Origin of the sequence: Synechococcus sp. CBW1107 (assembly GCF_015841355.1) — a bacterium.
GTDB lineage: Bacteria > Cyanobacteriota > Cyanobacteriia > PCC-6307 > Cyanobiaceae > Regnicoccus_A.
The window spans coordinates 416,930-431,673 of sequence record NZ_CP064908.1 but is presented as its reverse complement, the minus strand read 5'-3'; the positions used below and the strand labels follow the sequence as shown (position 1 = coordinate 431,673).

12 protein-coding genes and 1 tRNA gene are annotated in these 14,744 nt (G+C 60.1%); 6 read left to right on the top strand and 7 right to left on the bottom strand.

The features are described 5' to 3' along the window. Positions 1–55: 55 nt before the first annotated feature. Positions 56–559, bottom strand: coding sequence for a gamma carbonic anhydrase family protein (locus I1E95_RS02225; protein ID WP_197165059.1), 504 nt, complete (start codon positions 557–559; stop codon positions 56–58). Between the two features lie 119 nt (positions 560–678). Between I1E95_RS02225 and I1E95_RS02220 the strand changes: the two genes are divergently transcribed. The 4 genes from I1E95_RS02220 (at position 679) to I1E95_RS02205 (ending at position 4,884) form a co-directional block, all read left to right on the top strand. Beyond that, positions 679–750 (top strand) — tRNA-Lys (locus I1E95_RS02220). A 195-nt stretch (positions 751–945) separates the two neighbouring features. Further along, a complete protein-coding gene (locus I1E95_RS02215; RefSeq protein ID WP_197165057.1) occupies positions 946–2,355 on the top strand; it encodes a hypothetical protein in 1,410 nt (469 codons plus the stop codon). Between the two features lie 331 nt (positions 2,356–2,686). Continuing rightward, a complete protein-coding gene (locus tag I1E95_RS02210; protein ID WP_197165055.1) occupies positions 2,687–2,956 on the top strand; it encodes a hypothetical protein in 270 nt (89 codons plus the stop codon). Beyond that, positions 2,953–4,884: a hypothetical protein gene (locus tag I1E95_RS02205; protein WP_197165053.1), complete on the top strand. Its 1,932-nt coding sequence runs from the start codon at positions 2,953–2,955 to the stop codon at positions 4,882–4,884. The genes I1E95_RS02210 and I1E95_RS02205 overlap by 4 nt, the downstream gene beginning before the upstream one ends. 388 nt (positions 4,885–5,272) lie before the next feature. On the opposite strand, the gene I1E95_RS02200 is transcribed toward I1E95_RS02205, so the two are convergent. The 4 genes from I1E95_RS02200 to I1E95_RS02185 form a co-directional block, all read right to left on the bottom strand. Next, the gene (locus I1E95_RS02200) at positions 5,273–5,839 is read right to left on the bottom strand and encodes a sigma-70 family RNA polymerase sigma factor (protein ID WP_197165051.1); all 567 of its coding nucleotides are present in this window, start codon (positions 5,837–5,839) and stop codon (positions 5,273–5,275) included. 358 nt (positions 5,840–6,197) lie between these two features. Then, a complete protein-coding gene (locus I1E95_RS02195; protein WP_197165049.1) occupies positions 6,198–6,362 on the bottom strand; it encodes a hypothetical protein in 165 nt (54 codons plus the stop codon). 560 nt (positions 6,363–6,922) lie between these two features. After that, positions 6,923–8,149, bottom strand: a complete 1,227-nt coding sequence (locus tag I1E95_RS02190; protein ID WP_197164154.1) for an IS256 family transposase — start codon at positions 8,147–8,149, stop codon at positions 6,923–6,925. 468 nt (positions 8,150–8,617) lie between these two features. Continuing rightward, complete coding sequence (locus tag I1E95_RS02185; protein ID WP_197165047.1) at positions 8,618–9,532, bottom strand: ArdC family protein; 915 nt, start codon at positions 9,530–9,532, stop codon at positions 8,618–8,620. A gap of 1,112 nt (positions 9,533–10,644) precedes the next feature. Between I1E95_RS02185 and I1E95_RS02180 the strand changes: the two genes are divergently transcribed. Together I1E95_RS02180 and I1E95_RS02175 are read left to right on the top strand one after the other, a co-directional pair. After that, entirely contained in the window at positions 10,645–11,322 is a 678-nt protein-coding gene (locus tag I1E95_RS02180; protein ID WP_197165045.1) for a hypothetical protein, read from the top strand. Positions 11,323–11,746: 424 nt separating this feature from the next. Further along, entirely contained in the window at positions 11,747–12,526 is a 780-nt protein-coding gene (locus I1E95_RS02175; protein ID WP_197165043.1) for a hypothetical protein, read from the top strand. A 384-nt stretch (positions 12,527–12,910) separates the two neighbouring features. On the opposite strand, the gene I1E95_RS02170 is transcribed toward I1E95_RS02175, so the two are convergent. Continuing rightward, on the bottom strand, positions 12,911–13,309 hold the full coding sequence (locus tag I1E95_RS02170; protein ID WP_197165041.1) for a hypothetical protein: 399 nt from the start codon (positions 13,307–13,309) through the stop codon (positions 12,911–12,913). A gap of 509 nt (positions 13,310–13,818) precedes the next feature. Beyond that, entirely contained in the window at positions 13,819–14,742 is a 924-nt protein-coding gene (locus I1E95_RS02165; RefSeq protein WP_231594801.1) for an IS5 family transposase, read from the bottom strand. Positions 14,743–14,744: the final 2 nt, after the last annotated feature.

Sequence of the window (14,744 nt, the reverse complement as noted above, 5' to 3'; positions counted from 1 at the left end):
GACATCCGCTGCCGCCCCAGAAGCGCTCCCAGGCGGTTGATCCAAATCGCAGCATTCAGGTCCCGCGGCCGGCATGGGCGGCGGCCAGCTGGCTGTAACGCATGGCGTGCTGGAGCTGTTCGGCGGCCTCGAGCTCGCTCAGGCTGCGCCTGGCCTGCGCCGGGATGCCCGCCACCAGGGTGCGGGCCGGAACGTCTCTGGTCACCACAGCCCCTGCGGCCACCAGGGCCCCTTCCCCGACCCGCACCCCATTGAGAACGATGGCGCCGATGCCGATCAGACAGCCGTCTCCCAGGGTGGCGCCATGGACAACAGCCCGGTGGCCGACGGTGACCCCTGCTCCGATCAGCACCGGTTGGCCTGGATCCCCGTGCAGCACGGCCCCGTCCTGGACGTTGCTGTTGGCTCCGATCTGAATGCTGCAGAGGTCACCCCGGGCCACAGCCATCGGCCAGAGGCTCGCCCCGGCGTCGAGGCTCACATCCCCGATCAGCACCGCTGAGGGGGCCACCCAGGCTTCCGGGTGAACGCTGGGTTCGGGCCAGCTGAAGGAGGACATGGCGGTCTGGGGGAAACCGGGGGATCAGCGCCCCCTGATGACCCGTCCATGCTCCCTTGGAGGAGGTGCCCCCTGGGTGATACGTTCCAGGGGTGCCCGCGAGGGCAGCCCTCCAGGGCGGGTCGCTAGCTCAGCGGTAGAGCACTCGGCTTTTAACCGATTGGTCCTGAGTTCGAATCTCAGGCGACCCATTCAGTTGTCACCTTGTTTTTTGGCTCAAATCCCCTGTGCGGCAAGGGATTTGAGCCGGACCAGTGCTCTCGGAAGTTGAGGTAAGTTGCCGGACGTTGGGGCTTGTTGACGGGATTTTCTGTCAGTACTGACAAACGCTGACAGCCCGACCCGGGCAGACTGAAGGGGTCCAGTTCGGTCCTCTGTCCACCACGATGCGAGCGCGCAGCGTCCTGGTTCAATCGCTCGAGCGGCTGCGTCTCGCGGGATGCCCCTACCGGTTCCGGGTGCGCAGCGAGAGCCCCCACCTCACTGTTTATGAGACCCAGCGCGGAGGGAGGACCCAGACCGCGAAGGGCTTCAGCGCTGACGATGACGAGTCGGTGTTCGCGCTGACCCAGCTCCTGCTGGATGCCCAGACAAACCTGAAGGCAGGAGGCGATGGCCTCGACTGGACGCGGCTCTCGGGCTCATCCGGCACGCCATCGGGGACCTCCGGGCAGACCTGGGGGGAAATTCGCCGGCTGATCCTGGCGGACATTGCCCCTGGCGGCCCAAAAGCCAGGGATCGCAACCCCTTCGTCTGCTTCTCGAACAAGGGATATTTCGGCCGGTCCTTCCCTGACGAACAGATCGCGCGGACCGAGCATCTCGAGCTGTTCTGCCTGAATACCCCCGCCTCGATCCAGGCCAACCGGGCGGACCCCAGGGCCCTGCTGATCCAAAGGAACTACAACACCAGCGGTTTTTACGGTGTCATCCAGATGGTCAGGTACCTGGCCAAGAAAGGAGTGGCCATCGCCACCCCAGCCCTGTGCAGCAAGCTCGAGGGCCTGAAGTCGGCAGCAGGCCGCACGAAAGCCCCTGCACCGCGCTTCATCCCTCGCACCAGCGATATCCAGTCCTGGTTGGATCAACTGCAGTCGGTGGACCCCCTCCGGGGATGGGTGATGGCGATGATCGCCACCTATGGGTTACGCCCCCATGAGGTCTGGCACATTGAGCGGTTGCCAGGTCAGGGCGTGGAAAACCCCACCTTTATAGAAATCAGTGTGTTCGAGGAATCGGGTGGCTCCTCCACCAAGACCGGGCACCGTTTCGCGTTGCCCTTGCCGGTGGAGTGGCTGGATCGTTACCGGTTGATGGACTTGCCCCGCTCGAAGGCCATGTTGGCTGCGCTCCGGCGGCGCCACCCGATCAAGACGGCCGATTCCGCTGACGGGGGCCTCCAGTTCTGGAACAACACCGAGCTCGGTCGTGTCGTCGTCCACTGGCTGCGCAACAGGGGCCGAGAGGACAGGGAGCTGCCCATCAAGCTGTTCGGGTATCACCAGCCCCGTCACGTCCCCGGTCAGCCCCAGCCCCGAGCGATCAGGGGCCGCTGCAAGTGCTACGACCTTCGCCATGCCTGGGCGATCAGGGCCCGGGAGACCACCACCTGGTCGACGACCCTGAAGGCGGCCAGCATGGGCCACAGCGAATCCATACATGCCAAGCGCTACCTCGCGGAACTGACCGCGGTCCAGCGAGAGCGGGGGATGGCACGCCAGAAGGCCCATGACGAAGCCACCCCCGTCATGGCGCCGCTGGCTGCCCAATCGTCAGTGAGGAAGCCAGTGGAGTGAGCCCGCGACGGGTTGCTCTGAGCGAGGTTCCTAGGTTGTAGGGGTAAGCCATGGAGGACAGACAGAGGGCGGAGAAAAATTTCACGCACTAGCGCTTCCCATCCCTCCTGAACGGCTTGCGAGCCGAATTTTGCAGGAGGCGGCGAAGACGGGATTTGGTTAAATCCCCATTAACAATGGCAGCCAAGGTCAGTAATACGCGTTTTTGCTCCTTACCCCTACCTGCTGAAGCTCAACTTCGAGGGTTGCGACGGGCACGGACTTCGGTCCGCCCAAGCCCCCCCCCGAGAACATCGGCCATGAAGTCTCATTCCTTTACAACAATTTTTTTATGACCACCAAGATCACCAAGAAATGGGTCTCCACCCAGGAGGCCTGCTGCCACACGGGCCTCTCCCGAGACACGCTGCAGTCTTACCGAGACAAAGAAATTCTCAAACCTGGCACGGACTGGGTGTCGCTCGGCATCTACCGCAATTCCCCAATCCGGTACAAGCCTGAGGCCCTGGAACGTGTCTTGAGAGAGAACGCCAAAACACGGCAAATGACCGTTCGGGTCCGCACCAGTGCCTCTGGAAAGGCAAAAGGAGGTGCGGCATGACCTTCGAAATCAACGGGTTCAACCCGGACAACCTCGAAGACTGGCGACTGACAGGCGTCTCGGCTTCCTGCTCCGCCGAGGTCCGCAACTCGGAATCCCTTGAGGGGGGCCTTCGGGCCCCAACCAAGGCCGGCAGGCCCTACCCGGACCACCGACTGCCAGCCGCCACGGAATCCAACGAGGAGGAGGAAGTCATCGAGGCCGACTACCGCGTCCTCGATCACCAGGGTGCGGAGAGCAGCAAGGACGAAGACCAGCCATTACCCCCGCGAATACCCGCCTACCAGGTGCTCGGCTGGGACAGCGACGGGAAGCAGGTCCATTTCCGTTCGGGTGCCACGGGACTGATCTGGAAAGCGAAACCCTCTGCCACGCCGACCTTTTTCCTCGGGCTGGACCCAGATCGAACGTACTGGTCAGAGGCCTACAAGCCTGTGGGGAAGTCGAGAGCGGCCTTCGACAGCACTGCTGCTTACGCAGATCTGATCGCTCAGGCCAACACTGCCGGAGTGTTTCAACCATCAACCCTTCGGGGTCGAGGCGTCTACTGGGACCAGGGCCGCACGATCTGGCATCTCGGCGATCGCCTCGAGGTTGACGGGATGCTCTGCCCGATCATCGACGTGGAATCGGCGTTCACCTATGAGCTACGCCCGGCACTAGGGATCGATCCCCTGGTCCAGCCCAGCACCGATGAGGACGGTCGCTTGCTGATCGACATCAGCAAGCGCACGGGCTGGGCCGGCCCGGCCGACCATCTCTATGTGGCTGGGTTCGCGGTGATCAGCAACGTGGCTGCTGCCATTCCCTGTCGACCGGGGCTTCAAGTCACCTCCCGGTTCTCCTCAGGCAAAAGCGATCAGAAGAACAACTTCATCAAGCCCCTCCAGGCCGGATCTGGGCTGGACCTCAGCGCCCCGACCATGGCTGGTGTTCGTCAACTCCTCGGGTGCGACACCGTGCCGATCTGCATCGATGAATCCGAGGCCGAGAATCCCCAGCTGCGGAAGAATCACCTGATGCTGGTCCGCCAGAGCTTTGATGGCACGCCCACGGCCCTGGGTTCTGGCAACGGCGCTGGGACCACTTACCCGTGCCGTTCATCGGTGGCGTTGTTCTGCATCAATGGCCCCCTCGTCAACGCGGCTGACGCGTCGCGGATGGTCACGGTTCGCCGGCGGCAAATCCCCCAGGAGGAGTGGGTTCAGCTGGAGCAGGAGCGCCAGAAGTTGGTGACACCAGAGCTGGGGAACCGGATCATGCGCCGCACGGTGTCGAATCTCCACGCCTTGCTCCACAACATCGAGGTGTTCACAGAGGCCGTCCGCGCCAAGGTGGGGGACACCCAGTCCTCCCGCTTCGCGCAGACCCACGGCACCTTGCTGGCCGGGGCATATTCGCTGATCGGCACTCAACCCATCGAGGTGGATCGGGCCACGGCCTGGCTGGAAGAGCAGCAGTGGAGCTGGGATCCCGACGACGACGAGGCACCATCGGCCCTGCAGGAGTCTTACGACTGCCTGGATCACCTCCTCGGGACTCGGCCCGCCCGCGGAGGTGGCTTCACGCTCGCCCAACTGGTTGGCCGCGTCCGCAACGCTCATGAACCCCGTCAGGCCGACGAGGACCTGCTCGGGGCCAATGGCCTCAAGGTGGATCGTGATCAAGGCCTACTGGTTGCCAACAGCAGCCCGGGCATCAAAGCCGTCTACAAGGGCACTAAATGGCGCGACGGTGGCCACAAAGAACGTCTTCGGGATCTCCCCGAGGTCACTAACCCCAAGGATCCCGTGCACTTCCCCGGGGCTGGCTCCAAGCGTTGCAGCATCATCCCCTGGAGCACCCCGGGTCTTGATCTGGATCCGCCCGAGACCGATGCGGAGTCGGCTTCCAGCGCGGATACCAGTCCGCCAGAAGCACCGGCCTGAGCACCCTGCCTTCGACAGAAGCAGACGGCTGCGCTTGTCGGGGGTATCCCGTCAAAGCCCGAGTCAGCAGCCTGGCCTTTCGGGGCCGGGCTTTTCTTACGTTCTTACGGTCTTACGCCCTTACCAAGGGATAGGGGTGGCGCAAGCAAGCCCTGCCGACACCGACAGGGACGAAGCAGCTCCGAAGCGCAAAACGCCCTAAAGAACAAAGTCGCCTTATATAAGGTGATTTTATCATTGTCCAGCGGCTGGTTCCACCCTTCTGCCCAGTGACATTGCGCTGACCACGCTTGCCCTCCCCCGCGACGACCCGACCACCCAGGCCCAGCAGCAGGCTGACGTGATCAGCGGGCCAGCTCCAGGGCGACGGAGCTGGCCCGCAAGGCCCTCAGGCCGACACTTGCTGTCTGAGCGCTTCCAGAGCCTTCTTCTGGGCCCGCTGAACGCTCATGGCACTGAGCCCCAACTGCTGGGCTGCCTGGCGGAGGCTGAGCCCCTGGAGGACGGTGAGCCTGAGGGTGGCCGCTTCCCTGGCGGTGAGCTGATCGAGCATGGCCTCCAGCCCCGGATCACCAGCATCGGTCTCTGGCCCTGAAGCCTGATCCGGTGCGGGGAGGGTATCGAGCCAGCTGCCACCACCACCGGGCAGCACCTGATCCAGGCTCTGGTGTTTCCAGGGGGCCTCACTTCTGGCTGACTTCGGCAGCCTGACCAGCAAGGCCCGATCGCGGATCCAGTGGGCCAGGGCACCCTGAATGCAGCGCTTGAGGTAGGCGGGGGCGGTGAGGGGATCCTTGATGCGGCTGCAGGCCCGAACCAGCTCAAGGCGGGCCACGCCCTGGGCATCAGCAAGCTCCAGCAGATCTGGATAACGGCGGCTGAACTGGCGGGCCAGGGCATCAGCCAGGGAGAGGAACTGATGAACAAGGCGATCACGGTCTGAGTGGGGTCGCATCGTGGTGATGACGCAGGACGCGCCCCCCACCCCGCAGCACCGCGTAGGGACAATCGGGGGAAGACCAAGCCATGGCCACGACGCCACCACCAGCCGATCGCCGTTCATCACCCACTCAGGGCTGTCCCTCCCGTCAGGACGCCAACCCAGGCCCAGGGAACAGACAGCGCCAGAGGCAACGACAACGCTCCGGTCACCACAACCACCAGCGCCACGAGCGGACGTAGCGAAACCTCGAGCAGGCGCGAGCGGGTGCAGCGATGACCGCAGGCGCTGACAACCAGCAGGCCCACGCGTTGGGGTGCGCAACGAGCAGAACGATTCGTCTGTAAGAAGGGGGCCTCAGCCCCCACAGGCATCACCGCTTCCCCCAGCTCCGCTCACAGCGACGCAGTTCGAGCTCGATGGCGAGCTTGCGAGGGAACTGCTGCAGGGGCCAGGCCAAACCAACGAACCAGCGCAGCGAGCGCGTGTGGCGCTGCAGCCAGAACCAGCAGGTGATCTTGAGGGTGCGGCATTTCATGGCAGGAGCGCCAAGGACAACGCCTGCCCAACCCGGTGCCAGGTCCGTCAAGGGGGCCATTGGCACTTGCGCAGCCCTTGATCGACCTGGCCGCAGTCACAACAGCGCAGCCAACGAACACAGCTGCAAGCCGGGTTACGGTCAGCGCTGGCCTGCGCAGAGGCCATGAAACCGCAGCCTTAATCAACGAGTTCGCTGGAGCCTCAGTTGAGGTCGTGGGCGTCAAAGCCCGGCAGTTCCTCCAGCTGCTGCTGCTCCAGGTAGGGGGGCCGCGTCCCTTTGCGTGGTGTAAAACCCGAGGCCCGAATGCCCTAGTCAGAGGGTGAACAGGGTGGAATGACGGGCTGTCATTCCGGAGGTGCAGATGCGCCTCATTCAATCACGATGAATCAGGACGAATGACTTGTCAAGTCTTTCGTCAGCTTGCGGATGTGTTGTGAGTTGGAGTGACTTCTGCGGCCTGGAGGTGGCAGCGGCCGGCCCCCGGGCTGCGATCAAGGCCGCTGCGCCCTCTGGGGGCGCTGCAGCCTCGATCACCTGGGGCCTGCGTCCTGCCTCTCTCAGGTGCTGAGGGCCTGGAGAGCAGGGATGGCATCCAGCTCCGGGATGGTCGCCATGCTCTCGGCTGAGAACATGCGCCGGCCCTCCAGCTGCCAGTGCTCGTGCTGCTCCAGCAGTACCGCGCCCACCAGGCGGGTGATCGACGCGTCGTTGGGGAAGATGCCGACGACCCTGGTGCGGCGTTTGATTTCCTCGTTGACCCGCTCCAGCAGGTTGGTGCTCCAGATCTTGCGCCAGTGGTCCCTGGGGAAGGGCCGGAAAGCCAGCACGTCCTCCTTGGCGCCGTGCATGAGCGCAGCGGCCTTGGGGAAGCGCTCCGCCAGCGAGGCGGCCAGATCGTCCCAGCGTGACGCGATCTCCTCAGCGCTCTCCTGGGCGAACACGCTGCGCAGGGCGGCGGTGACCATGCCCTGGTGAGCCTTGGGGACGCACTGCAGCAGGTTGCGGGCGAAATGGACGCGGCAGCGCTGCCAGACGCTTCCCTGCAGCTGGCGGCGGATCGCCTTGGTGAGGCCGGTGTGGGCGTCAGAGATCACCAGCCTGACGCCACCCAGGCCCCGTTCTTTGAGATGGGCGATGAACTCCGCCCAGAAGCTCTCGGTCTCGCTGTCGCCGACCTTGAGGCCCAGCAACTCCCGGCGACCATCCTCGTTCACCCCCATGGCGACGACGACAGCGCGGGAGCAGACCTGCTGAGCCTTGCCCAGCCGCCCCTTGAGGTAGGTGGCATCGAGATAGACGTAGGCGTAGCCGCTGCTCTCCAGGGGCCGGCTCAGAAACGCCTGCACCTGCTGGTCGATCTCCTGACAGATGCGACTCACCTGCGACTTGGAGATGCCGCTCTGGGAGCCGAGCGCCGCCACCAGGGCATCGACCTTGCGGGTCGAGACCCCACCGATGTAAGCCTCCATGATCACCGCGTACAGGGCCTGATCAACCCGGCGGCGGGGTTCGAGGATCGAGGGGAGGAAGCTGCCCGCGCGCAGTTTCGGGATCTGCAGTGCCAGATCCCCCACCTGGGTGGTCAGGGTGCGAGGCCGGTAGCCGTTGCGGTGGCCGAGCCGCTCCTCGGTGCGCTCGTGCCAGTCCGCACCGAGGAAGGCAGCGAGCTCCAGCTCGATCAGCTGCTGCAGGCCGTGGCGTGCCAGTTCAGGGATCAGCTCCCCGGCACTGCTGCCATCGAGTAGCGAGGCCAGCTCAGGTACGGCAGCATGGGTCTTGGGCATGGTCTGTCTGGTTGAGGTGGTTCTCAAACCAGGGAAACGGGCCTGCCCACCCCTTGCAACGTCAGCCGTGGAGCCGATCGCCTGAGGTGCGGACGCTCAGCCCGGCTACGCCGGGCTGAGGCCCTGGGGATTTACACCACTGCCGGGGACGCCAGCGGTAGGGGTGAGTGGACCAGCTGTCCCAAGCCGAGCCAATCAAGGCGGGATCGTTCACGGATGGCAGTGAAAGCTCACCCTGGAGAGCAACAGGCGCAGGCTCAAGCCAGCCGCAGGAGCATTCCACCTCCCAGGCCTCAATCGTGGCGGCCAACTGCAGTGAGTCAGTGGGATAGACGGTCATGGCCAAGAGGGCAAAGGGCCCTCGGTTGACGCGTGGCCCGGTCAAGGGCTGGCTGCAGGTCAGCTTGGGAACCCCTTGAGCGAGGCCATGCAGACTGAAGAGGGCCGTAGCCCCGTCACCAATCGCATTCAGTCAGGTTCTGTGCTTTCTGGCTTCGCTTCCGGCGAAATCAGATCAACCGCCCGCCTGGCCTCACCCAGCACATGGAACAGCACCTGCGGGTTTTCCTTGAGGAGATTGATCCAGTGCCCCAGGTAGGCAGCGTGGTTCTCCATCGCACTGCCGATCTCCAACCGGTCACCCAGGAGCACTGCCCCGAGCTCCGCCACTAGTTCCTCGCGGGCATAGGCCATCGAGCCCATACGACCCCTCAGATCTCGCTTGAGCCGGCTGGGGTGACCGGTGGAGTGGATTGCTTCATGCGCCAAAGTGGCATAGAAACCTGCAGCTGAGTGGAATGCCTGGCGCTCGGGAAGCTGGATCCGATCGATCTGGGGGAAGTAACAGGCACGCTCCCCTCCGTAGGAAACAGGAACCGCCCAGCCACTGAGCACGGCTTCCGCAGCAGCGAGGCGTTCCGGTTCAGGCTTGGCGATCAACCCCGCCTCCCGCTGCCGCTCTGAGATCAGATCCCCCAGGCCATCTCCATCGAGATCAGCCGCGTTGAAGACCACCACGGGGCGGAAACTGACCCAAGTCCGCTCTGCAGGAGTACCGCCTACACAGCTGGATCCAGTTGGCGCATCCGAGGGGGCCGACGTATCCGACCCCACGGGACCTGAGTGGTTGACCTGGGGCCTGAGGATCCGGATCCCCTGGCTACCCTTGCGAGGGAAGATCCCCAGCGCCTTCGCCTCAGCGAACCCGCACCAGTAGGGCAGTGCCGATCCCCGCAGGTGCATCCCCAGCGTGAGCAGGATCGGGTTGGCGCCCCGGTAACGATGGCCAGAGAGCAGGTTGACGTGGTGACCACCACCACTGGAATCCCACTCACGCCTCCAGGGTGCGGTGCCGGACTCGAGCAGTTGGATCAGGGACTCCACCAGCTTCTCAGCTGGGGTTGCCAGAACAGAATGCCCGGATTTCGACCTGGAGGTGGCACGAGAGCGGGTTGAGATTTTGGTGGTACCCATCGGGCAGCAGCGCAGGACCCGAAGCACCAGCGCGGCCAGCAGCAAGGGCTGGCCCAGAACTTCGGCCCTGCAGAAGTTCCCCGGGTGTCACATCTCCGTGGCGGGCCAGCTCGCGTGAGCCCTTGTGCGGCCGCGCATGCTGAGGAATCCTGCGCGCTCCCTTCTGCTGTGTCCGGGCGAAGGGGGGAAAAGGGAGAAACAAATTCCTCCCTTGTTACCCCCACCAAAGCCCAGTCCAGCACGGGGATATCAGCCAAAAGGGGAATGGAGGAAGGGGGGAAGCCTCACGGGGATCATTTGCACACCCGGACAATCGGATGAGGAGTTACGACAGCAAACCAGCCCTGGTGCGCAAGCCAACCCGATCAAGTCAGCAGCAAACAGGGCAGCATCTGCGAAACCCTGGATAACATTCTGGAAACAAGGCCTGATAACCAGTCATCTTGATTCTGGATCCTATCTGCTATATTCTGGAGATGTGCTGACACCGCCTCGCGCGACATCGCACATCAACATCTCCCCAACACCTAAACCAGCCAACACCCTGATTCAAGCCGTACTTCTCTTCAGCACCTGAACCTTCTCCGATACCCCGCATTCAGCAACTCAAGCCATACCACAGCACACATAACCGCAATCAAGTCCAGGATTTTTGACCAGTTAAGAGGGCTGGCCAGAAAGGACGCATCCCCCTGAAGAGCAACCAGCGGCCGTGAGGAATCATGCCTGCTAGTTAAACAGTATCTACACACACGGGAATTCCTCGACTCCCAAAGATCGAATGCTCCAGTCATGCATGGCCGATGAAGCAATGTGCAGTATCTCTGAGGGAATGCCCTCCCACGTTCGCTCGTCTCGCTGAACTTTTATAAATAGTTTAATAACCAGAGTGTCCTCAGCGCCGACTCGCCGTCTGTCTCAACCAGTTGAACATATACACATAGCGGAATAATTCAGAGCATCATCAAGGCCAACCCGCTTCACTCAACAACCGCATCACATTCCCTTCGCATTAAATCGCCATGATCACATCCCCCTGTCCAATTCCAACCAGTGCAGCTGCCCGCGAATACTCAGGCGTCAAGGCCGCACTCGAGCACCTCAGCCTTCCCCCTGGCCGTCTTCAAGAGCTGGAGTATCACTGGCAGAGCTACACCCCCGAGGCCTTCTCCCTGCTTAGTCACCTGCTGCTGGAGCTGCGCCATGGCGTCCAGCTCAAGTACATCATCACTTGGCACTGGTCCCCTCAACAGCGGGATTATGCCGACGTTACCCGGGAGGCCAGGCACTTCAAGAACGTCATGCTCAAGCGCGTGTGGGGCTACAACCGCATCCAGCAAACCAGGGTGGCTCAGGCACCACCGCTGTACTTCAGCCATGAGCGCAGCTCTGAAGCTGGCCGATTTCACACACACCTGCTGATCCCGCAACCACCTGCCCAACACGACAGCGTTGGTGAACTGAACCTTGAATTCAATGGCCACTTCCGCACGGCCATTCGTGCCCTGGATCGTGACCGCACGATTGACGTCAGGCTGATTACAGAGCCTGTGGGGGTGATGAGCTACATCATCAAGCAGGCATCCGGTACCTACACCCCGCTGGACTTTGAGCTGTCAGTGTTCATTCAACAGGGTTGCCAAGGGCCTCGGCTCAGAAGAGGTGGAGGATCGTTGGTCAGGCCGTTGGCGATGCAATGAAAAGATCAAGGTAGGGAGGCTGTGGCGGACCTTCAAGTATGAAGTGGAGCAGATTGGTGCCTACAGCGATGGCTAGGAAGCGGAGATCAGCTTGGTCCCCAGTCTGGGGAGGTACTGCCATCGAAGGCTCCACAGCGCACTGGGAGGCAGAACTCCCCATGAGGTCTACATTTGCCCAACCCTGTTCCTCCCGCCCAAAGTTAACGATGACGGGGGGCTAACACTGTCCAGTAAAAGGCACCCAGCTCAGGTGGCCCATGAATCAACAACTGCAGTAAGCTACTGTGAGATTCTCAGCGTAGTACTTAATGCATATGACATTGCCGATTAATCCCTTAGCCCCATCAACCATCCCCCAGTTCGGGTTCTCCACCTGCCGCCCGAAGCTGGCCAACAGTGGCCACACGCTTCGCAATTCATCACCGTGGTGAGCTACATAGAAATTGGCGCTCGCCTAGGCGCTTACATCCGCATAGGCAGTCCAACCAACCAGCATATCCAAGCTTTCTTGCGAGATCAGTTAGCAGAAGATGAACTACTGCTACCCATGCTTGACGTAGTTACGAGGTCATCGTTCAAGTCTTTGCAGAATATTGTGAAACGTGGAGGCGGGGCAGTACAGCGCGATGCGTTGCTGCAGGAATTAGCCCGCAGCTATCTTCCCGTTGTGGTCAAAAAGATAGGACAGCTATTGAGCGGAATGATTGAAGAGCCTCCTCAGCTATCTCTTGAGCAAACCACGACGAGCCAAGCGCAAATAACAGAGGAAGCGAAACAGATAAATAGATTAAGTGACCAGCCACTCAACAAGAAGGCATTTACCCAAGAAGAGAAAATAAGCGCTGATGTGAATTCACGCCTCAATAAAACTCAAGTGGCCATCGGGGTAGCAGCAGGCATGGCATCTTTACTCGCAATCGGCATTATTTACAGCGAGCAGGGCCCGCTAACGCCACCCTCCATAGTTATAAAGGACAACACTTTGAGTAAATGCAATTCATTGCGAAACGACCTAATCCAGAGGGCTCTAGAGATCCCACCCTATGAGTCTCTCAATGGCGAGCTCATAAAGCCAAGTGACCGCAACACATGGCAAGCCCTCAGCACTTTTCTCGTAAACCCATACTTTGGGCCGAAAGTATACACCAAGGAGCACATTGAGTTCATAAGACTCGCCGATGAATATAAGTTACGCTGTCCTTAATGGGAGGCGGGACACCCTTCCCTGAGCTGGTCTGTTTTTTCTGGAGAGCACTTCACCTTTAACCTATGAGGCTGGGCACTGACCTTGAAAGGGGCTCCAAGCGATGAGTCAACGCCGCGCTGGAACCGCCAAGTTCAAAGCCAAGGGGGGGGCGCGATGTAAGCGATCCGGAATCCTAACTAGGTATGAGCTAGGTATATTCAGTTCTTCAAATCCTACAAGTACATTTTGCTGAGTGGGCGGCTCATTACTCTTCTGCGCTTGCTAAGGCTGGGGCAGCCGAGAACGATTGCCGTAATCGGCTACCCATCCAAACCACTCGAGTTTGGTGAGTGGTGCACTAGCTTATATAGTTACCTTATAGACTTCAACTAGTTTCCGTTCTTATCCTGAGGCGGTCTTGTCCGCTTCTATTGCCGCGACAATATCAGCCAAGCTGACGGTCAATGTCGTCAGTCCCGGGTTCTCCTCCAAGATGCGCAACCACTGCCAGTGCCCACGCAGCCAGACATTTCTGTAGAAGTACCGATGAGGATCTGAACTCCACTGGGCCAGGGTTCTCAGGTCAGACGATAGGCCAAGCCGGTCAAGTAGCTGGCCAAAGAGTGCATGTCTGTCAAAGAATGCGATCCACTGTTTATGGGTCAGTTCACTGATGTCCTGGTCAAGAATCTGGCCGATATGATGGTCCATTCGTACGGCGATGATCCCTATGACGGGAAGTCGGCGGGGCATCCATCCATTGTGACCCTCCGGCAGTTCACCGACCTCTGGCTTGGCCAAGACCATATGCAGGAGATACTTGAAGCTGGTGTCCTGATTCCTGCGAATGGTAACGATTGTACGATCTTGCAAGACCTCCTCGATAGATGGCCTGCATGGCAATCATTTTTTTGCTAGGCGATGCTGAACTCTTGTCGACTTTCATTTGTTACTCCGTAAACTCTATTGGGATCTATTCACGTTTGCTATCCTTTGTTCATTGTTGCTTCTCACGCTCTACATTCAGAATCCCGTGCTTTATTTGGCAGCAGCTTGCCGTTGACAAGATCGAGCCATTATCTACAGAGGTTATAGCCAGCATCTTTACGGCCATCACTCCCGAATGAAATGGACGACCTCGGGTGCAGCTAGCGAGATTGATGACCTACATCGTTAAGGGCACCTCGAATAATCAGCACAAATAGGAAATCTTGCGGACATAAAAATGCCGCCATGGAGGCGGCTACGCAAGAAAGCATTATATCAACTATTGACGAGTTTCACTGAACCGTATCACTTCTATGAGTGACTCATGCAACCACTACTACGTGGGCAGAGCGCTGGAGATAGCGCAGTAAATTAAATGTTAGGTTCTTGAGACCCCACCAAGCCTCGTTCCTTTCTAGCCCAATCTTTCTTGTCAGCTTTCCACCCATGGACATGGTCATGCAGCCAAAGACATGCTCGACACAAGCTCTGATCGACGACTTAAGACGATTTAATTCCTTGGCTGCGTCGCTAAGCGGATGATTGCGAGCGCCTTTTTCGTGGATCAGGCTTTCGAAGCCACCGAGACTCAGAAGAGCATCAAAGCATTCGCCGGAATATGCTGAGTCTGCCCAGACATAGTCATGCTCGTTTTCTGGATCAAGCAGAAGTGGAAGCATCTGGCTGTCGTGGATATTGGCAGGAGTGACAGCATATCGGCGTATGAATCCATGGTCGACATCGATGCAAATACTGTTCTTGTAACCGTAGTAACTGAGGCCGTTCTTTTGTGTCCAGCGAGCGTCTAAATCCTTTTGCTGCAAGCGGTCTAGGTTTTCATCCCAGCCCTCTGGCAGCCTTCCGGCTTTGATTTCCTTGTTCTCCTCGCGGGTATTGCGTTGCTTGGGAACAGGGACGAGAGTCGCGTCAATGATCTGACCACCCCGGGCTTGGAGACCCTGAGAGCGCAGGTATTCCTCAAACATCTCAAAGAGTTCCTCGATAACTCCCGCCTTGCGCAGTCGCTCTCTGAAGAAGGCGACTGTGGTGGCATCTGGTATGTCATTCATCACCCCAAGACCAACAAACCCCTCGAAGGAGCGACGGTCATTTACTTGGAATTCGATCTCTTCATCACTTAAATTAAATAGCTGCTGGAGCACCAGCATCTTGAAAAGAATCAGTGGGTCGATTCTCTTGCGTCCAGCATTGCTTTTGCGCTCCTGGCTATAGCCCTTGTCAAGCAAAG

Excerpts from the sequence above, each read along its gene's own strand:
- I1E95_RS02225 (WP_197165059.1), bottom strand. The coding sequence starts at position 559 with ATGTCCTCCTTCAGCTGGCCCGAACCCAGCGTTCACCCGGAAGCCTGG.
- I1E95_RS02215 (WP_197165057.1), top strand. The coding sequence starts at position 946 with ATGCGAGCGCGCAGCGTCCTGGTTCAATCGCTCGAGCGGCTGCGTCTC.
- I1E95_RS02210 (WP_197165055.1), top strand. The coding sequence starts at position 2,687 with ATGACCACCAAGATCACCAAGAAATGGGTCTCCACCCAGGAGGCCTGC.
- I1E95_RS02205 (WP_197165053.1), top strand. The coding sequence starts at position 2,953 with ATGACCTTCGAAATCAACGGGTTCAACCCGGACAACCTCGAAGACTGG.
- I1E95_RS02200 (WP_197165051.1), bottom strand. The coding sequence starts at position 5,839 with ATGCGACCCCACTCAGACCGTGATCGCCTTGTTCATCAGTTCCTCTCC.
- I1E95_RS02195 (WP_197165049.1), bottom strand. The coding sequence starts at position 6,362 with ATGAAATGCCGCACCCTCAAGATCACCTGCTGGTTCTGGCTGCAGCGC.
- I1E95_RS02190 (WP_197164154.1), bottom strand. The coding sequence starts at position 8,149 with ATGCCCAAGACCCATGCTGCCGTACCTGAGCTGGCCTCGCTACTCGAT.
- I1E95_RS02180 (WP_197165045.1), top strand. The coding sequence starts at position 10,645 with ATGATCACATCCCCCTGTCCAATTCCAACCAGTGCAGCTGCCCGCGAA.